We start from the raw sequence: 19,593 nt of genomic DNA, 5'->3' as shown, positions 1-19,593 counted from the left end.
CGAAAAGGCGACAGGCCGCCTTCTTCTAGCCCTGGTGGCCGTCGTAGAGATCGGCGCGGTACGCGAGCCACGATGCGATCGCGCGTGCATACGAAGGCTGCACGAGCGCCCGCGGCCAGCTCAGCGCCGAGACCAGCGGCATGCGACGCGACAGGAACAGCGGGTTACCGGTGGCGCCGAGGAAGAAACGAAGTTTTTCCCCGTCTGCCCGACCGAGAAGGCCGGCGCGCCACAGGTAGTAAAAGATCACGCGTCGGCCACGGCCTCGTCGGCCATCGCCTCACCGGGTTTCGCGCGCTTGTACGAATCGATCATCTGCCGCATCAGCTCGCCTTCGCCCTGGTCGCGCATGATGCGCGAACGTTCCATCAGCTGCTGCTTGTCCTCGATGAACTCTTCGCGCGTGTAGCCGGAGACACGCGGATGCACCGAGGTGTCCATGCGGATCGCATCGCAGGGGCAGGCTTCCACGCACATGCCGCAGTAGATGCAGCGAAGCGTGTCGATCTCGTAGCGAAGCGGAAACTTTTCCACCGTCGGATCCGGATGCTCGCCCGCTTCGATGTGGATGCAGCGCGCCGGGCACGCGGTGGCGCACAGAAAACACGCGGTGCAGCGCACCGAGCCGTCGTCCTTGAGCGTCAGGCGGTGGCTTCCGCGATACGACGGACCGTAATCGAAATGCTGCTCGGGGTACTGCAGCGTCACCGCCGCCTTCGTATCCTTTGCGATGCCCAGCTGATGGCCGATGTGAAGGAACAGGTTGCGCCAGAAGCGACCGCCCGTCACGAACAGGCCACGAATCACTTCGGGCACGAACATGCGTTCGCGGAAATTGAGATCGTCGGGGCGTCTCATTGCCGGTGGGCTGGCCTCAGGCCGCGCTCTTCGCGACCCGGCCGATGCTCGGCCGTGCGAGCAGGCGCGCCTTCCATGCGGCCACGTTCGCCAGTGACGGATCGATCGTGACGCCGACGTTCGGCAGCATCAGCAGCGCCGGGGCGAACGCGACGTCGGCGAGCGAGAAGCTCTCGGCGAGGTACTCGCGGCCGGCGAGCTCGCGCTCGAGCATCTGCAGCGCCTTGGCGACGGCGTCCTTGGCGGCCTGGACGCGGGTCTCGTCCTTCTCGGCGGCTTTGGTCTCGCGCTCGAGCGCCATGACCGGAAGCGTGAAGGCGCGATCGGCGAAGTCGACGAGAAGCCGTACGCGGGCGCGCTCGCCGGAGTCTTCCGGGAGCAGCTCGGGCGGATGCGGATACTCGTCGTTGAGGTACTCGTTGATGATCGTGGACTCGTAGACCACGCTCGATTCGTCAACGAGGACGGGAACTTTGCCGAAAGGATTCAAGCGGCGGAACTCTTCGCTCCGCTGCTGACCCTTGGCCAGATCGACATTGACCGAGTCGAAGGAGAGCTCCTTCTCGGCCAGCACGATCCGGACTTTCCTGCCGAATGGGCACCCTGGGTAATCGTAAATTGTCATCGTCTGAGCCTGCGCAATCGCTGGTTAGTAGACGAAACCCTGCACTGGCGCAATGCGTCTGTGGCGGTTGTCCGCGTAAGCCGGCCCCCGCCATCCGGGCGACCGTGTCCGGTTCGGAGAAATCGGGGACAGACACCGATTTCCCGAAATCGGTGTCTGTCCCCGATTTCAAACTGCGGTCTCAGTGCTGGGCGGCCTGCGCCTGGTCCGCGACGCCGCCGAGACGGTCGGCCGCTTTGCGGGCCGCCGCGCCCACCGTGTCGGTCCGCTTGGCGAGCTCGTCGAAAGTGGGCTTGAGCGCTGTCAGGTTGGCCGCGGCGGCGGCGTCGATGAGCTTCGTCTTTTCCGCTGCCGGCGCATCGCCCGAGAGGTAGCTCGCCACGGCCGCAACGTCGGTGTCTTCGAATCCATCCTTCAGTTGCGGCAAAGACGACAGGAACACGACGGCATCCTCGCGCAGCACCGCGTTGTGCGCACCGAGCGCAGCCACTAACCCGCGGACCTCTCCCTTCCACCTGTCGCGGCCGTGCAGCTCGGTCGCGGGCAGGAAGCCTCCGAGGATCTTCTTCGCTTCGGCAATGTCGTCGCCGCGGAACACGTAGCGACGACCGGCCACATCATGGCGGCGCGTGGTGGGCAGGTTGTCCTTCCAGTACGCATGCTCGGACAGCAGTCGGATCGGCGCGAAGAATACGTCGTGCTCGTTGTAGTACGGATGGTCTTTTTCTGCCTCCGGTACTTCGTAGATGAACATCAGGTTGCGCGGCTTGGTCTTCTTCGGAGCCCACAGCAGCTCATTGATCGTGGACGGAAACGCCAGCAGCTGTCCCTGGCGGAACTTGAGCGCGCGGCCGAGCTGAACGGTTCCGACGGCCCAGGATTTCTCGGCTGCTTCGTAGATGGTCTTTGGTTCCGCGTTCTCGGCAGTTGCGGTCGCTGCGAACGAAAGAAGTGCTGCGACGAAGACGTTTCGGATTTTCCGCGATGGTTTCACTGCACACCTCTCGCCTTTCGGATCAATGCTTATGCTGCAGCCGGACGCCCAGAATGATGCCGATGAGGCTGCGGACTTCCGGATCCGGATGCTGTTTATACTGGGTCTCGAGGATGACGCCGCAGTCCGGGCATCCTTCCATGCTGCGGAGCCCGTTGGCCGCCGCAGTCGCCGCCGGCCCCTGCTTTTCTTCGAGCGTCTTCTTCAGCACTGCGGTAGCTGCCGGTCCGCCGATGGCGGCCAGGGATTTGCCGGCCGATATACTGGTCGCATCACCGCGTGCGAGCGCCTCGCCGAGAAACACGATGACGTTCTCACCGCCGCTGTGTGCAAGACCTACGCCGACGCTGTCGATGATCCTGGGATCTTCCTGCTGGACGAAAAGATCCTTCACCCGCTGCATCGCCTGGGGATCCGTTGCTGCACGTCGGCCAAGCGCCTCTGCGGCATAGCATCGCATCTCCTTGGAAGACGAGCGCGACAGCTCGAGGAGACGACCGGTCTGCGGCCACTCACCGAAACCGGCGAGGCCGCGGAGGCCGACAGCTCCGGACGCATCGTCCCTCTTTCCGAGCTCTGCCAGAGACGGCTTGATCGCCGTCACCTTCGCCGCAGCAAGCGCGTCGACGAGCGGCATCTTCTCCTCGAACGGCGCGTCCCCGCCAAGATAGGCAGCAAGCGGCGCAACATCGGAGTCTGCGAAGTCGCGTGCGAGATTCGGATAGCTGGTCAGGAACCTGGCGGCGTCCTCACGAACGACCGCGTTGCCGGAGCCGAGGGCAGTTATGACGACGCGCACTTCGGCGACTTCGTGGTCGCTCGCCTTCGCGTCCGACGCTGCGAGAAAATCGGCAAGGATCCGTTTCACTTGCGGAATGTCGTCGCCGCGGAACACGTATCGGCGGCCGCCGTAGACCTGGTAACGGCGTTTGCCCGGCAGCTTCTCGCGCCAGGACGAGTAATCCGGAAGCTGGCGAAACGGAGCCAGAAACACGTCGTGCTCCTTGAAGTACGGGGTGTTCTTCTCTTCCCTGGGAACGTCGTACATCAGCGTCAGCGTCTGCGGCGTCGCGCCGCGCGACCACACGAGCTCATCGATCTGCGCCGGGAAGGCCAGGATTCCGCCGTTGTCGAATGACTGCGGATGGCCGAGCGATACGACACCCACGACCCACGCCTTCTTCGCGAACTCGAACAGCGTGCCAGGTTCGGGCGTGATCTCGGCTCGGGAAGAGACGGCCAGTGACAGGACACACAGCGAAAAAAGAACCCGACGCTTCAGCATCTGTCTCCTCAAAAGAAAAAAGCGGGGGCCCCATGGGGACCCCCGCTTCTTCTTGCACCAACCTTACGGTCGGTTCCAGTCTCAGAGCGGACAGGCTGCACTTCCATTGCTGAAAGTGCACGTGTTGTCGCCGTCGTCGAAGAACAGCGGGTTCGAGTACGCGAGCGCAAGCTGGCCGCTCTCGTTCAGGTTCCACGGCAGCGCCGCGCCGCCATCGGTGAGCTGCGACAGCGTGTCGTTGCCGGTCTCGCTGATGTCCTGCGGCTCGATCGGGAACAGCGGATGCGACACGCCATCGGTGCCGCGCACGACCACGACGACCCACGAGTCGGCCGCGACCGTCACCGGAATGGAAACGTCGGAGACCAGGCGCGTGCCGAAGCCCGAAACGCCTGTCGATGTCCCGACGGTGAAGTGCGTCGCGTCCGCAACCAGCGCCTTCGTCAGCGTCTTCTGCGGAACCACCGTCGAGCACTTCGACGGATTGACGGATCCGAAGAACGTCCACTCCGACTGACAGCTCGTGGGCGAGTTGATGTACACGTCGATCGTATCGTATTCGGCCCACGTCGGAGCCTCGACATGAACCGAGATCGTGTTCGCGTCTACGCCCGGCAGGTACGTGGTCGTCCGCGGGCTGCCCAGCGCCTGGGACGCCGTTCCGTTGAGCGAGACTCGCATGAACGGGCCGTTCGATCCGATGGCACGCATCCCGTTGACGTTCTGCGCGAGCTCTTCCGCGCTGATGGACCCCGGCGCATCCGTCGACGATGCGACGAACGTACGCGGACCGCCTGCCTGGACCGAGATCGAGCTGTGCGTGTCCGAGTCCGCCGTGCCGGCGCGGAAACGGCCCTGGCTCAGCAGGTTGAACCAGTCGGCCATGTTGTCACCGCGCAGCAGCGCAGTCTGCCCGCGGCTGGCTTCGATCCAGACCTCGAGGGCCGTGAAGTTGTCACCGTACAGGTTGGTCGAGCTCGGCGGCAAGCGGAGGTAACTGCTGAGGTTACCGGCCGCCGTGCAGACTCCGGGCGCCTGACAGGCGCTACCGGCCCCGCACGTTCCACCGGTACAGTCGCCGGCACCGGTGCAGGTGTTGCCGTCGTTGACGCCACCAAGGCAGATCCGGATCTGGCAAGGCTTGCCAAAACCGCTCGTCGGCGCGTCGGGTCCGCCAACGCAACGATACACGTCATTGCTGCTGATCGGCGGGTTCTGCGCGGTATCGATGCCGAGCGCATTGAAGTGGCCGAGCGTCCCGCTGTTGAAGTGGTTGACCTGGACAACCTGCGTGCCCGGATACGCAGCACCGACGGTGAAGATCTCGCTCGGCAGCGAATCATAGAACCCACCGGACGGGTAGCCGGTTCCGATCCCGAGATGGGCACTCCAGTCGATCGCACCGCCGGCAAGCTGGGCGCTATCGACCGTCAGCGGCCAGACGTTGAAATGACCGTAGTGGCTGGTCGTGACTTCGTCCGACGGAGAGTTCGCGATCAGCGAGCCGACGCCCATGCTCGAGATCTCGTCCGCCAGCGAATGGATGAAATCGTGATCGGTGTTCACGAAGAAATCCACGCCTTCGGCGATCATCGACGTGATGCGGCGCTCGCGGGTGATCGTGCTGTCCGGGCTGTTGATCATGTGAACGTGGGTATCGATCGACACGAAGCCGGTCGTATCGACCACGTGGCGCACCACCGCATTGATCGTCGTATTGGCGCCTTCGGTCACCACCAGTGCCTGATTGTCGGCGTCGTATTCGTAACCGTGCGAGACGACCACGCGGTACGTGCCCGGCTCGAGGTCGAACGTGCCGGTCGTGCCACTTGCATCGGCGAACTTCGCTTCCGCAAGGCCGAATACGTCGCCCTTCTCCTCGAAATCATAACCGAAGAAGCGGCCGAACTGGGGAATGACGAACGGCTCTCTGTTGAGCGGGTCAGGACTTGCCTGCGGTCCGACGATCGAAACTTTCGCTGCGATCGGGTTCCCGAGCTCGTCCACGACGTTGACGGTTACCGTACCGGTCTTTGGCAGCACGAGATCCGCCGCAACCGTGGTCTTCTTCTCTTCCGTGATGACTCCCGCCAGCAGCGTCGGAACGTCGTCGTGACCCGGATACGGCGTCCCGCCCTTGCGGTAGTAGATGTCGTAATCGCCCGCCGGAATGATGAAGCGGTAGAACCCGTTTTCATCGGTCAGCGTGGACGTGAAGATGTCGTGACAGTCCGTGTTGGGACTGCAGGAGCCGTTGATGGTGTTGCCGTTCTTGACCAGGGTCACGTGCGCATCGGCGACCGGATTGCCGTCGGTGTCTTTCACGAATCCCTGAAGAGCGGACTTCGGCCGCAGGAAAATCTCGGTATGAGCCTTCGTCACGTCGGAGATCGTCTTCCCGATCACGAACCAGCGGCGGAAGGTTTTCTCACCTCCATTGCCGGTGACGGCAAAGCCACCCTGGTCCTTGGCGTTCATGTTCCCGAACAGCGTGTCGAACAGGTTGTTGTTGCTCACGTAGGCGTACACGCCCGAGGATGCGAAAGTCCCGGTCTTGGTCGCGCCCACCTGCGGCGATGCGCCAGCCTGCGGGAAGACGACACCGTACGTCAGGCCGGCGGCGTCCATGCGTCCCTGGAACGCAAGGAAGTCGAGCGTCTGCCCGGGCGATGCCGTGTTGCTGCCGTTTCGAATCTGCGTTTCGCCGTAGCCCTGCCCGGGCCCGAACGGCTCGAGCTGACCACCGGGATTGATGAAGTCGCCCATGAAGTAGTGGGCGGTGCCGCTGCCCCCGTTGTTCGTGATCGTCGTCGCCATCTCGATGACGTTCGAGTACGGGCTCAGGATCAGGTGCGTTTTCACGGAGATCGGGATGTCGACGTCGTTGGCTTCGGCGGGCACGGTCAGCGCGCTGTTGGCCGCGGTCACGAGGACGTCGGGCTTGATCGGGTCGAACAGATCGTCGTCGCCGCTCGACTCGATGATCGCGGCCGGCGAGAGCTCCGGATCCGTTCCGGCGTTGAGCACGTCGACGTTGGTCGTCGCCTGTGACGAGCAGATGTTGATCTCCGGCTGGATGCCCTTGAAGCTGTCGCGATCCTCGGAGGGGTCACTGCGCACGAGATCCGCGTCCATGATCTCGCCGCCGTTGAGCAGCATGAACGAGTGCTGGCGGCCCGGCGCGCGTACGACGGCGCGCACGTTGCCATTGCGGATCATGAAGTCGCCGACCCTGCCCATCGCGAGCGGGCCGCCGATCAGGTCGTTGGAGTCCGCGATCACGAAGGCATGCGCCGGATTGGTCGCCGACGGCGCGCAGGTCAGCTTGAACTTGACGCCGTAGTCATCCGCGGCGTCGCTTACGCTGAACGAGACGTTCGCCTTGTTCTTCTTCGCCGAGAAAATGCACGAGTCGGTCTCGTCGGCGGTACATTCGAGGTCGCTCGTACAGCCGCCGCCGCTCGCGCACGCGCCTTTGAGCTTGAGATTCACCTTGACCGGCAGGTCGGCGTCGGTGCATGCGTTGACCGCCGAGCCTTCGAGACTGGCCAGTCCGTTCTCCAGCGTGATCTGGTTATAGACGGCCAGAGGCGTTTTGAACGCGTTGGTGGCTTCCTTGACGCCCGGCTTGCTGAGCAGGGACGCCGTAATGGGAGCGGTGTCACAGCCGCCGTTCGGTACGTTCACACAGATGCCGACGCGGAACGTGCACGTGCCGTCGGCGGTGCCGTCGGCGTCGCAAGCCTCGCCGTCAATGCAGACGATCTTCTTGGGATCGACGAACGGCGTTCCAGAAGAGTCCTGCGGGAGGCCGACTGCAACGCGGCAGACATCGCCCGTACCACCGGTGGCAAAGCGGCAATCGGCCGCGGTTTCGACCGTATTCGTGTTGGGGTCGATGCACCGCGCATCCGCCCGCTGAACGCCAAAAGCCAAAGCGACTGCTGCGAGCCCGGCGATGCCGAGCTTTCTCCAACTTTTCATGAGCCCTCCCAAAGGCAGAACGAGCGGTAAAATATGTCAGCCGAACGGCCGAAACCGCGGAGAAGGTAATCGTCGGCACAAGGTTGAGTCAAGCCAACATCGTCGCTGCGGTGCGGCGTTGCGTGAGCTTACGCGTTCGGTGCGGGGCGGTAATACGGAGGACGCACGAACGAATTGTTGCTCGTCGTGCCCGCCGGCACGCGCTGGTGCTGGCGGCGCGCAAGACGCAGCAGCACTTTGAGCGAGCTTTCGAACTCGTCGATCGGTTTCACTTCGATCACGTCGGCTTCGATCAGCTCCTGCATGACGCGCCGTCCCAAATCGGTCCGCGTGATCGTGATCGTCCACCCCATGCAACCCACGCCGCCGCACGACACATCGGCGAGCTCGGCCGAAAAGTCACCGCAATGATGACATTCCGGCCGCGCGTGCTCCTGCGCCTCGACAAGCGGGATCTTCACCAGATCGCCGTTCTTGCGATACACGAGCACCTCGCCCTTCACGTTGAACTTGGCGATGTCGGTCAGGGGGATACCCATTTCGCCCTGGATCTTGCCAACCATCAGTCCTTCGAAGTCGAAGACCTCCGAGCACAGCAGGCCCACCCGCAGTGCGATGCGGTCGGACGGATCCTTGAGGCTGCGCGTCTGGCGCTCGATCATCTTGTCGCGCTTCTTTTCGGTGTGGATGAAGCCGGTATCGCGGTGCTCGGCCTTGCGGGTGGGTGTGATCTGGCAGGGCACGCCGACGAAGGCGACACGGTCGCATCCCTTCTGGCCAGCCTCCTCGAGCGCGAGATCGTTGGCGCAGTACGTGTACCAGGAGCCGGCGGCGGCGATGATCTCGGCTTCGGTGGTCGCGCAGATCGGCCGCGGCGCACACGGACGTTCGGGATCGGCAGCCGAGACCACCGCGCCGTCGATGCGGCCGGTGCGAAGGGCATGTACGAGCAGCGCAGTGACCACACCGCCGTCCTGCGCGACGTCGAGGATCAACGGATCCTTGACGCGCGCCGCGAAGATTTCCTGGTACTTTCCGAAACCGCCCGCGTGGATCTTCCCTTCCTGGTTCGCGAACACGCGATCGGCAAGGTTGAACTCGCGAGGCGTAAGACGCGGGCAGACCTGCGCGCAGACGTCGCAGCCGATACCCTCGCTGATTCCGCAGAAGTCGAACGGGGCGGTCGCCTTCGCGGTCTGCTTCGGCTTGCTGTCGATGTACTCGATGACGTTGTGCGGACAGACGAGCACGCACGAGCCGCACTCGCAGCACGAGCCGTACGCGACGACGTCATTCATCATGTCCTTGAAGCTCGGCTTGGTCTGCTGATCCACCATCGTCCCCTTCGAAATCGGAAAATCGGGGACAGACACCGATTTCGTGAAATCGGTGTCTGTCCCCGATTTCTAGTCGCCGTTGTACTGAAGCAGCGAGTGCACTGGAACCGGCGCGAGCGCGGCGCGGCCTTTCAGGAACTCGAGCTCGATCAGGAATCCGCATTCGACGACGTTTGCGCCGCACGCCTCGGCGAGCGTGATGGCGGCCTTTGCGGTGCCGCCGGTTGCGAGCAGGTCGTCGACGATTGCGACGCGCGCGCCGGGGCGCAGCGCGTCCTTGTGGATCTCGAGCGAATCCTTCCCGTACTCGAGCGCGTACGTGACGGTGTGCGTGTCGTGCGGCAGCTTGCCGGGCTTGCGCACGATGCAGAGACCGACGCCGAGTGCGTATGCGACCGGCGCGCCGAACAGGAACCCGCGCGACTCGACGCCGACGATGGCGTCGACGTTGCCGCGATAACGCTCGGCCATCGTATCGACGACGTGCCGCAGCGCACGGCCGTTGCTGAGCAGCGGCGTGATGTCCTTGAACCGGATGCCGGCCTTCGGAAAGTCCGGTACGGTCCGGATCAGCGATTCGATGTCCACGAGTGTCTCCGGGCGCCGTGCGTCACGGCCAGTTCAGGCGCAGCGATGCCAGTTTCTGCATCGCTTCGTAGTTGGTCAGGTCGAGGTGCAGCGGCGTAACCGACACCAGGCCGTCACGGATCGCGGTGAAGTCGGTGCCCGGAGCGTCCTCGAAGTCGAGCTCGCTGCCGCCGATCCAGTAATACTTGCGGCCGCGCGGGTCGTCCTTCTCGACGATCGCATCGCTGTAGCGGCGCTTGCCCTGGCGCGTGATCGCGAAACCGACCGGAGCAGGAAGGTCCGGCACGTTCACGTTGAGAAGCGTGTCGGGCGGCAGGCCCTCTTCCTTGAGCTGGCGGACGAGGCCCACGGCAAAGGCCGCCGCCGCGTCGTAGTGGAATGCGACTCGGCCGACCTGCGAGAACGCGACGGCCGGCACGCCGAGCAGAACCGCTTCCATCGCAGCCGAGACCGTTCCCGAGTACGTGATGTCGTCCCCGAGGTTTGCCCCGCGGTTGATGCCCGAGACGATCAGCCACGGCCTTTTCGGCAGCAGTCCGTTGAGCGCGAGGTTGATGCAGTCGGTCGGCGTTCCGTTGACGGCGATCCAGCCGGGCTGGATCTCGTCGGCCCGAAGCGGCCGCTCGATCGTCAGCGCGTGGCTTACGGCCGACCGCTCCCGGTCGGGTGCGACGACGATGACCTCGTCGAGCACGCGCAGCGCCTCGACCAGCCGGGCGAGCCCGCTCGACTGAATGCCATCGTCATTGGATGCGAGAATCATGCGCCGGCGATCCTGCCAGTTAAGTGCCCGCCGGCTCCCGGAAGGTCAATTCGGTCGAAAAAATCGGGGACAGACACTGATTTCACGTGCGCAAAACCATTCTCTGTCCCCGATTTCAGTGGTCGGGGTGACTGGATTTGAACCAGCGACCACCTACACCCCAAGCAGGTGCGCTACCAGGCTGCGCTACACCCCGAAGAGTCGCGACGATACTGGCGAGTAGTCCGAAAGACAACTCGCCCGCCGCATCCTGAATCGCGCTGCGCGGCTCTTTCGCCACGAGCGTCGATGTCGATCACATGTCGTAGCCGGTCTCGCCGTGGCACGCGAGATCGAGGCCCATGCGCTCGTCTTCCTCGTTCACGCGAAGCCCGATGGTCGCATCGAGCACGCGCGCCAGCACGAACGTGACGACGAACGAGTACGCGAACGTGGCCAGCACGCCGATCGCTTGCACGTACAGGCGGTGGACGTTTCCACTGTCGATAAGGCCGCCGGCCTTGTCGGGAGTCAGTGCGGCGACGCAGAAGATCCCGGTGGCGATCGCGCCCCAGCTTCCGCCCACGCCGTGCACGCCGAACGTATCGAGCGAATCGTCGTAGCCGAAGCGGCTCTTGACGACGATGGCGCCGTAGCAGATCGCCGCAACGCTCGCGCCGATCGCGATCGCACCGGGAACGTCGACGAACCCGCACGCCGGCGTGATGCCGACGAGGCCGGCCACGGCGCCCGAGGCAAAGCCGAGCGCGCTCGCCTTGCCGCGATGATACGCTTCGATGACGCTCCACGTGGTCGCAGCCGTTGCGGCTGCAACATGGGTAGCGATGAATGCGCCGACTCCGACGGCGTTGGCGCCGAGCGAGCTGCCGGCGTTGAAGCCAAACCAGCCGAACCAGAGGATCGCGGTGCCGACGAGCGTCATCGTGAGGTTGTGCGGCTTCATCGCGGTGTGCGGGTAACCGATGCGGCGCCCGAGCACGAGAGTCAGCGCCAGCGCCGAGACGCCCGAGCTGATGTGCACGACCGTGCCGCCGGCAAAATCGAGCGCCCCCATTCCGAACAGCCACCCGTCGCTCGCCCACACCCAGTGACAGATCGGATCGTAGACGAGCGTCGCCCACAAAAGGATGAACAGCACGTAGCTGCTGTATTTGATGCGCTCGGCGATCGCGCCGCTGATCAGCGCCGGCGTGATGATCGCGAACATCATCTGGAAGACCATGAAAAGGCTTGCCGGAATGGTGTAGCCGGGCCATGCAACGTCGTTCGAAACGCCGTGCAGCACGAACCACGACACGCCGCCGATGTACGGACCGCCGGGGCTGAACGCGAGCGAGTAGCCGATGACGACCCACTGCAGCGTGATCACGCCCATCGCGATGAAGCTGTGCATCAGCGACGACAGTGCGTTCTTGGTGCGCACCATGCCGCCGTAGAACAGCGCGAGGCCCGGCGTCATGAACAGAACCAGAGCGCTCGAGACCAGCACCCAGGCCGTGTCGGCGCCGCTGATCGTGGACTCGGCCGGCGCGTCGGCGCCCCAGGCGGTGCCGCACGTCGCGGCCAGCATCAGCATGAGAAAAGAAAGCGCCGGGCGGCGCATGCGAACGATCGGCATCATTCCTCCGGAAGGCGGCAGTGAGCGGGCGCGGGCTTTTAAACCGGGACCGTCCGGCTTTTCAAAACGAGCGGCACTCGCAGGGCGCGGGCGACGCGGTTTTCGAGTAGCCGGCGTTTCAGCCGAGGGAGTCGCGGATGCGGACGAGGGCTTCGCGGATCTCGGCGAGAGCGCCGGTGGCGGCGGCCTGCGGCTCGGCGCCCATCGACTCCTCGCGGAGTTTCTTGCGCGCGCCTTCGATCGTGAAGCGGCGCGTGTGCAGGAGGTCCTTGATGCGAAGCAGCAGCTCGACGTCGCGCCGCCGGTACAGGCGGTGCTTGGAGCGGGTCTTGCCGGGCTTGAGGATGCTGAACTCGGTTTCCCAGTAGCGAAGCACGTACGGCTTTACGCCGACGATGCGGGCGACCTCGCCGATCTTGAAGTAGAGCTTGTCGCCGAGCAGCGCCGCGACGGCTTCGCTGACCTCGTGCTGGTCGTCATCGGAGCCGGCGCCTTGAAGGTCGGGCTCATCGCCGTCTTCCTGATCATCGAGCTCGTCGCCGTCCTCCGACTCGTCCTGATTTTCCTCGCCGGCGTGGGCCTCGTCGCGAGGGTCGGCAGGCGCGGCGTCCTGTTCGGGATCGGGGAAGTCGGCGGATCCGGGCGGTGGGGTCACGATGCCGCCTCGTCGGCGTTGATCGTGCGCTTGAGGACCTGGCTCGGCTTGAACGAAAGCACGCGGCGACCGGAGATCACGATCTCGTCGCCGGTCTGCGGGTTGCGGCCTTTGCGCGGCCGCTTCTCGTTGATCACGAAGTTGCCGAATCCGGAGATCTTGACCTTCTCGCCCTGTTCGAGACGGGCCTTGATGACCTCGAAGATCGACTCGACGACCTCGGCCGCTTCCTTCTTGGAAAACCCGACGCGCTCGTAGATGTGCTCGACGATCTCGGCCTTTGTCATGCGCGACGCCTCCGCCGGCTGCCCGAAAGCAGCGCGGAATCTCAGATTCGTACCTGGGCGCCGAGGCGTCCAGTCAGGTGTCCAACCACCTTCTCGTGCAACGAAGTCACTTCCGCATCGGTCAGCGTGCGGTCGGCGGCACGGTACACAAGCCTGTATCCCAGGGCCTTGCGGCCATCTTCGATCCCCGCTCCCCTGTAATCATCGAACACCATTACGGATTCGATGCAGGGTTCATGCAATTCCTCGATCTCGCGGAGGGCGGTTCCCGCAGGTACGTCGATGTCGACGACGAGCGAAATATCCCTTTGCGAGCTCGGGTAGCGCGGGATCGGCTGCAGCCCCGGGTGCGCGCGTCTATACGCGACCGCCTCCCGGCAGTCAACTTCAAAGACGTAGATTTCTCCAGTGATTTCCGAGCCTTCCGCGACGTCCGGGTGGAGGCGCCCGAGCATTCCGACGACGTGGCCCCCGATCACGACCTCGGCGCCTGCCCTCGGGTGATATTCGGGGCGTCCCGTGACCGGACGGAAGTCGACCGGCGTGCCCGGCGCGAGCACGCCGAGCAGCTTCTCCACGACCGCCTTGAGGTCGGCGAACGTGAGGTCCCGCGACTCGCCCGGTGCGACGCCAGGACGCGGACCGTAGAGGAGTCCCGCCGCGACCTCGCGCTGGCCGGGCAGGCCTTCACCGGTCGCGACGAACGTTCGCGCAATCGAGAACAGGTCGACGCGCGGCTGCTGCATGGCGACGTTGGCCGCGAGCGCGGCAACGAGTGCGCCGAGCGCGCTTCGCTGCATCGCCGTGTCATCGCTGCGCAGCGGATTTCGCACCAGCACGCTTGCGCCGTCGGTGAACAGCCCCGGGTAGCGCGCGTTCGATGCTTCGGACGTGAACGACACGCTGACGTGCTCGCTCATGCCGAGCGACGACAGCAGGCCGCGAACACGTTCGGTCGCCTTGACGCTTTCCGGTACGCGCACCGGTGCGAGCTCGATCATTGGCATCGACGGCGCGATCGTCTCGTAACCAATGATGCGTGCGACTTCTTCGACGAAGTCGATCTCGCGCGCGAGGTCGAAGCGCCAGCTCGGCGGAGTCACTTCGTAGCCGGCGGCGCCGCCACGTGGCGGTGCGCCGATCGACGCGAGCACAGACTGGATGCGCTCGTCGGACACGTCGGCGCCGAGCATTGCGCGTACACGCGCGGGCCGCACGCCCACCGTGCTTCGTGCGGCGGGGCCCGGCCCTTCGCGCACGACTCCGCCTTCGATCTTTCCGCCGGCGACTTGGATGAACAGCTCCGCGGCGCGAAGCAGCGCACGCTCGACGCCCGTGCTGTCGACGCCACGCTCGAAGCGATACGACGAGTCGGTGATCATGCCGTGGCGCCGCGACGTGCGGCGTACGAACGTCGGCGCGAACATGGCGCTCTCGATGAACAGATCGGTCGTCGCAGCGCTTACGGCGGAGAGCTCGCCGCCCATCACGCCTGCGAGCGCGACCGGCTGTTTCTGGTCGGCGATCACGAGGTCTTCCGGCACGAGCGTCACGTCGCGTCCGTCGAGCGTACGGATCGTCTCGCTCTCGCCTGCACGGCGCACGACGATGCGGCTGCCGCCGATGAGCGCGAGATCGAATGCGTGGAGCGGCTGGCCCTGTTCCATCAGCACGAAGTTGGTCACGTCAACCACGTTGTTGATCGAGCGCAGCCCGCAGGCCGCAAGGCGCGTGCGAAGCCACGTCGGCGACGCTCCGATGCGCACACCGCGGACGACGAGGCCGTGATAGAGCGGGCACGCCTCCGTGTCGCGAATCTCGACGGATACCTGCGACGGGCCTTGCGGTCGCGCGATCGACGGCGACGGCGCGCGCAGTGACAGGCCGCACAGCGCAGCCGTCTCGCGCGCAAGGCCGAGCATGCTCAGGCAGTCGCCGCGGTTCGGCGTGATGCCGAGCTCGAGAACCGTATCGTCGAGCCCGAGAAGCGGAGCGGCGAGCGAGCCGGGAACCAGTCCCGCTTCGAGCGAGCCGGGGACAACCCCGGCGTTAAGAAGGATGATGCCGTCCTCGCCGCCTTCGAGCCCGAGCTCGGCGGCCGAGCACAGCATGCCTTCGGAATCGACGCCGCGAAGCTTGCTCTTCCGTATCTCGAGCCCGCCCGGAAGCTTCGCGCCGACGCGCGCGAGCACGACGGTGTCGCCCGAGCTGTGGTTCTTCGCGCCGCAGACGATGGTGCGAAGCCCGCCGGTTCCGTCGTCCACATGACAGACCGTCAAACGGTCGGCGTTGGGGTGCTGCTCTTTCTTTTCGATGCGCGCGACGACGAGGCGATCGTCCCACGCTTGCGACGGCGCATGGACGGCCTCGACCTCGATGCCGCCCATCGTAAGGCGACGCGCCACCTCATCGACGGAAGGCAATTCACCTTCCACGAGCTCACGGAGCCACTGGTACGACAGACGCATGGATCGGTAATCCTAAAACTGGCGCAGGAAACGAAGGTCGCCGCCGTAGAACAGGCGGATGTCGTCGATCTTGTACTTGAGCATCGCGATGCGCTCGACGCCGAGACCGAACGCGAAGCCGCTGAATTCTTCCGGATCGTAGCCGACCGCCTCGAAGACCGCTGGGTGGACCATTCCGGCGCCGAGGATCTCGAGCCAGCCGGTGCCTTTGCACACGCGGCATGTCCCTTGGAACGGCCCGAGGCCTGTGCCCTTCTGCTCGCAGACCACGCACGCGACGTCGACTTCGGCGCTCGGCTCGGTGAACGGAAAGAAGCTCGGGCGCAGGCGCACGGCGAGATCGCGGCCGAACACGCGCCGCAGGAACTCGGTGAGCACGCCCTTGAGGTGCGCGAACGTGATTCCGCGATCGACCATCAGCCCTTCGATCTGATGAAACATCGGCGAGTGCGTCACGTCGTCGTCGTGCCGGTAGACGGCGCCGGGCGCGATGATCCGCACCGGAGGCCGGCGCGCTTCCATCACCCGGATCTGAACCGGCGACGTGTGCGTGCGCAGCACCGAGCCGCCCTGGACGAAGAACGTATCGTGCATGTCGCGGGCGGGATGATCGGCCGGAATATTGAGCGCTTCGAAGTTGTGGTAGTCGTCCTCGATCTCCGGGCCTTCGGCGATTTCGAAGCCCATCCCGCCGAGGATCTCGCAGATCTCGGTCATCGTGCGCGAGATCGGATGGATCGTGCCGAGCGGCACGCCCGCTGCGGGAAGCGTCACGTCGACGGCGCCGCGAGCGAGCGCTGCCGTGCGCTCGTCGAGCCGGATCTCGGCTTCGCGTGCCGCGATGGCCTGGTCGACTTCTTCCTTGGCGCGATTGACGCGCTGGCCGAAGACCGGACGCTCGCCGGACGGCAGCGATCCGAGCACGCGCAGCGCGCCCGTCAGCCTGCCCTTCTTGCCGAGGTATTCGACCCGAAGCTTCTCGAGCGCCGCGCGATCGATCGCGCGACCGACGCAGGCAACTGCATCGGCCGCGATCGTCTCGGGAGATTCGGCTGCTTCGCTCATGCGATGTCAGCTTCGGCTTCGCTCATTCGGGCGGCTTCGCGGATCAGGCCGCCAGCCGCGACTTGGCGAGCGCGACGAGCTCGGCGAACGCGGCGTGCTCGTTGACGGCCAGCTCGGCGAGCGCCTTGCGGTCGATCTCGACGCCCGCTTGCTTGAGCCCGTGCATCAGCATCGCGTACGTCAGCCCTTCCAGGCGCGCAGCGGCGTTGATGCGGATGATCCACAGCGAGCGGAACTCGCGCTTGCGCACCTTGCGGTCGCGATACGCGTACGTCAGTCCCTTCTCGACCGTCTCGCGGCCCTGGCGGTAAAGACCGCGTCCGCCGACGTAGCCCTTTGCATAGGCAAGGATCTTCTTGTGGCGGCGCTTGCCCTTGGTTCCTCTGGTAACTCTCGGCATTGTCGTGTTCTCCTAGTGTCCCGGAAGGATGCGCTTGATCTGCTTCTCGTCGACCGACGCGACCATTCCGGTATGACCGAGGCTGCGCTTCTGCTTCCTCGTCTTGGCCGACAGCTGGTGGCGATGGTACGCGCGCTTGCGCTTGATGCGCCCGCTTCCCGTTACCGAGAACCGTTTGGCGGCTCCTCTCTTGGTCTTACACTTGGGCATTTCGCTCTCCCTTCGGCGGTGTCTTGGTCGGAACCACGATCACCGACATGTTGCGGCCTTCGAGCCGCGGCTCGCCTTCCGGTGATGCGACGTCGCTGATCGTCGACAGCACCTTGAGTAGCATCTGCTTTCCCATGTCGGGCCGGGTGATCTCACGGCCTTTGAAGAAGACCGTGACTTTCACGCGGTGCCCGGCGGCCAGGAAACGCTTGATGTGGCTCGTCTTGAATTCGATGTCGTGCGCCTCGGTGCGCGATCGGAGCTTGACCTCCTTCATCTGCTGCGAAGTCGACGAGCTCTTTTTCTTCGACTCCTGGACCTTCTTTCGTTCCTCGTAGCGGAACTTGTGGAAGTCCATGATGCGCACGACGGGCGGCGTTGCATCGCCTGCCACTTCGACGAGGTCCATGGCGCGCGTTTCGGCGATCTCGCGGGCGTCGGCCATCGTCATGATGCCGAGCTGTTCGCCCTTGCTGTCGATCAACCGGACCTCGCGAGCACGGATCTCGTTGTTGATTCGGAATTCCTGCGACTTGGCTATGGCACACCTCCAACACCAGACCGGCTGCGCTCACGCAGCCATCCGGTGAATTCTTCTACTGTCATTGGGTCGACCTGTTCCCCGCCGCGAAGGCGCGGGGCTACGGTGCCGCCGGCAACTTCCTTGTCGCCGACGACGGCGACCACCGGGATCCTGGCGGCCTGGGCTTCGCGAATCTTGAAGCCGAGCTTTTCGTTGCGGAGATCCGAGCGCGCGCGAATGCCCGCGCGTTTAAGTGTCGCGGTCACTTCGGCGGCGAACTCGTTCTGCCGGTCGGTGACGGTCACGAGCAGCACCTGGCACGGCGCAAGCCACAGTGGCAGCGCGCCGGCGGTATGCTCGATGAGGATTCCGAGGAAGCGCTCGAGCGAGCCGAGCACCGCGCGATGGATCATCACGGGGCGCTTGGCCTTGCCGTCGGTGTCGATGTAGCTGAGCTCGAACCGCTCCGGCAGCGAGAAGTCGAGCTGCACGGTCGAGAGCTGCCATTCGCGGCCGACGGCGTCGAGCACGCAGAAGTCGATCTTCGGCCCGTAGAACGCGCCATCGCCGGCGTTCAGCTTGTATTCGACGGACTCGGACGCGAGCACTTCGCGCAAGGAATCTTCCGCAAGCTTCCACATCTCGTCGGAGCCGATCGACTTTTCGGGCCTCGTCGAAAGGTAGACGCGGGTTTCGCTGAACCCGAATGTCGAGTTCATGTGGCGGATCATTTCGATGACCGAGCGGATCTCGGCCTGGATCTGCTCGGGCGCGCAGAAGATGTGCGCGTCGTCCTGGCAGAAGGTGCGCACGCGCGTAAGGCCGTGCACGACGCCGGAGCGCTCGAAGCGGTGCAGCCGGCCGAAGTCGGCAAAACGGATCGGCAGCTCGCGGTACGAGTGCAGGTCTTCGCCGTACATCAGGCAGTGGGTCGGGCAGTTCATCGGCTTGACCGCGAACTCGCGCTCTTCGACCGACGTGAAGTACATGTTCTCGCGGTAATTCTCGTAGTGGCCCGAGCGGTGCCAGAGGTCGACGTCGAGCACCTGCGGCGTGATGACTTCGCTGTAGTCGTACTGGCGATAGAGCCCGCGGATGTATTCGACCAGCAGGTTGTAGACGAGCGCGCCGTCCGGATGGAAGAACGGGCTCCCGGGCGCTTCCTTGTGGAAGCTGAACAGGCCGAGCTGCTTGCCGAGCTTCCGGTGGTCGCGGCGCTTGGCTTCCTCAAGCCGCGCAAGATGCTGCTCGAGCGCCTTGCGATCGGCCCACGCGGTGCCGTAGATGCGCTGGAGCATCGGATTCTTTTCGTCGCCACGCCAGTACGCGCCGGCAACGCTGAGAAGCTTGAATGCGCCGAGGCGCCCGGTCTCGGGCACGTGCGGCCCGCGGCAGAGGTCGATGAAATCGCCCTGGCGATAGAGCCCGACGTTCGAATCGGTGAGGCCCGCAATGATCTCGGCCTTGAACTCCTCTCCCATCGAGCGGAAGAACGCGGTCGCTTCGTCGCGAGGCATCTCTTCGCGCGTGACCGGAATGTTCTCGGAGACGATCTTCGCCATCTCGGCTTCGATGCGCTCGAGATCCTCGGGTGCGAAGCCGCGATCGAACTTGAAATCGTAGAAGAAGCCGTCGGCGATGACCGGACCGATGGTGACCTGGGCTTCGGGAAACAGCCGCTTTACGGCGTGCGCGAGAAGATGCGCGGAGGAATGGCGGATCAGGTCGAGACCTTCCTCGCTGTCGGGAAGGATCGGAGCGATCCAGCAGTCGTCGGAAAGGACTGCGGAGAGGTCGCGGGGGTGGCCGTCGATCAGCACCCCGATCGCGAGCTTGGCGAGTTTTCCGCTCAGCAGCTCACGGGCGGGAGTTCCCGCCGGGATGGTTCGAACGCCGCCGCCGGTCAGGCTGACGGTGATCTCTTTCGACATGC

The 19,593-nt window shown here is 64.7% G+C and carries 18 protein-coding genes and 1 tRNA gene; all 19 read right to left on the bottom strand.

The genetic code is table 11. The annotated features are described in order from the left end of the window. Positions 1-25: 25 nt before the first annotated feature. On the bottom strand, positions 26-250 hold the full coding sequence (locus VN634_06210; protein ID HXC50453.1) for a hypothetical protein: 225 nt from the start codon (positions 248-250) through the stop codon (positions 26-28). Continuing rightward, positions 247-858: an NADH-quinone oxidoreductase subunit I gene (locus VN634_06205; GenBank protein HXC50452.1), complete on the bottom strand. Its 612-nt coding sequence runs from the start codon at positions 856-858 to the stop codon at positions 247-249. Before VN634_06205 ends, VN634_06210 begins: the two co-directional genes overlap by 4 nt. A gap of 16 nt (positions 859-874) precedes the next feature. Then, positions 875-1,483, bottom strand: coding sequence for a glutathione S-transferase family protein (locus tag VN634_06200; protein HXC50451.1), 609 nt, complete (start codon positions 1,481-1,483; stop codon positions 875-877). A gap of 181 nt (positions 1,484-1,664) precedes the next feature. Then, positions 1,665-2,477 (bottom strand): hypothetical protein, encoded by an 813-nt coding sequence (locus VN634_06195; GenBank protein HXC50450.1) that lies wholly within the window; start codon positions 2,475-2,477, stop codon positions 1,665-1,667. Positions 2,478-2,499: 22 nt separating this feature from the next. Further along, on the bottom strand, positions 2,500-3,762 hold the full coding sequence (locus VN634_06190; GenBank protein HXC50449.1) for a hypothetical protein: 1,263 nt from the start codon (positions 3,760-3,762) through the stop codon (positions 2,500-2,502). A gap of 81 nt (positions 3,763-3,843) precedes the next feature. Beyond that, complete coding sequence (locus VN634_06185; GenBank protein HXC50448.1) at positions 3,844-7,746, bottom strand: carboxypeptidase regulatory-like domain-containing protein; 3,903 nt, start codon at positions 7,744-7,746, stop codon at positions 3,844-3,846. 128 nt (positions 7,747-7,874) lie between these two features. Continuing rightward, positions 7,875-9,083 (bottom strand): Coenzyme F420 hydrogenase/dehydrogenase, beta subunit C-terminal domain, encoded by a 1,209-nt coding sequence (locus VN634_06180; GenBank protein ID HXC50447.1) that lies wholly within the window; start codon positions 9,081-9,083, stop codon positions 7,875-7,877. 69 nt (positions 9,084-9,152) lie between these two features. Beyond that, a complete protein-coding gene (locus VN634_06175) occupies positions 9,153-9,671 on the bottom strand; it encodes an adenine phosphoribosyltransferase (protein HXC50446.1) in 519 nt (172 codons plus the stop codon). A gap of 22 nt (positions 9,672-9,693) precedes the next feature. Beyond that, positions 9,694-10,434 (bottom strand): 5'/3'-nucleotidase SurE, encoded by a 741-nt coding sequence (gene surE, locus VN634_06170; protein ID HXC50445.1) that lies wholly within the window; start codon positions 10,432-10,434, stop codon positions 9,694-9,696. Between the two features lie 119 nt (positions 10,435-10,553). Further along, positions 10,554-10,630, bottom strand: a tRNA-Pro gene (locus VN634_06165). A gap of 99 nt (positions 10,631-10,729) precedes the next feature. Further along, the gene (locus VN634_06160) at positions 10,730-12,052 is read right to left on the bottom strand and encodes an ammonium transporter (protein ID HXC50444.1); all 1,323 of its coding nucleotides are present in this window, start codon (positions 12,050-12,052) and stop codon (positions 10,730-10,732) included. Positions 12,053-12,170: 118 nt separating this feature from the next. After that, positions 12,171-12,707, bottom strand: a complete 537-nt coding sequence (locus VN634_06155; GenBank protein HXC50443.1) for a MerR family transcriptional regulator — start codon at positions 12,705-12,707, stop codon at positions 12,171-12,173. Continuing rightward, entirely contained in the window at positions 12,704-13,039 is a 336-nt protein-coding gene (locus tag VN634_06150) for an integration host factor subunit alpha (protein HXC50442.1), read from the bottom strand. The genes VN634_06155 and VN634_06150 overlap by 4 nt, the downstream gene beginning before the upstream one ends. Further along, the gene (gene pheT, locus VN634_06145; GenBank protein HXC50441.1) at positions 13,036-15,462 is read right to left on the bottom strand and encodes a phenylalanine--tRNA ligase subunit beta; all 2,427 of its coding nucleotides are present in this window, start codon (positions 15,460-15,462) and stop codon (positions 13,036-13,038) included. The genes VN634_06150 and pheT overlap by 4 nt, the downstream gene beginning before the upstream one ends. Before the next feature lie 12 nt (positions 15,463-15,474). Beyond that, positions 15,475-16,527, bottom strand: a complete 1,053-nt coding sequence (pheS, locus tag VN634_06140; GenBank protein HXC50440.1) for a phenylalanine--tRNA ligase subunit alpha — start codon at positions 16,525-16,527, stop codon at positions 15,475-15,477. 43 nt (positions 16,528-16,570) lie between these two features. Beyond that, positions 16,571-16,927, bottom strand: coding sequence for a 50S ribosomal protein L20 (gene rplT, locus VN634_06135; protein ID HXC50439.1), 357 nt, complete (start codon positions 16,925-16,927; stop codon positions 16,571-16,573). A 12-nt stretch (positions 16,928-16,939) separates the two neighbouring features. Further along, a complete protein-coding gene (gene rpmI / locus VN634_06130) occupies positions 16,940-17,137 on the bottom strand; it encodes a 50S ribosomal protein L35 (protein HXC50438.1) in 198 nt (65 codons plus the stop codon). Continuing rightward, positions 17,124-17,678: a translation initiation factor IF-3 gene (infC, locus tag VN634_06125; protein HXC50437.1), complete on the bottom strand. Its 555-nt coding sequence runs from the start codon at positions 17,676-17,678 to the stop codon at positions 17,124-17,126. Before infC ends, rpmI begins: the two co-directional genes overlap by 14 nt. Continuing rightward, a complete protein-coding gene (gene thrS, locus VN634_06120; GenBank protein ID HXC50436.1) occupies positions 17,675-19,591 on the bottom strand; it encodes a threonine--tRNA ligase in 1,917 nt (638 codons plus the stop codon). Before thrS ends, infC begins: the two co-directional genes overlap by 4 nt. Between the last annotated feature and the right edge of the window lie 2 nt (positions 19,592-19,593).

This window comes from Candidatus Limnocylindrales bacterium (assembly GCA_035571835.1).
GTDB lineage: Bacteria > Desulfobacterota > Binatia > UBA1149 > CAITLU01 > DATNBU01.
This window is presented reverse-complemented; position numbering and strand designations above follow the sequence as displayed.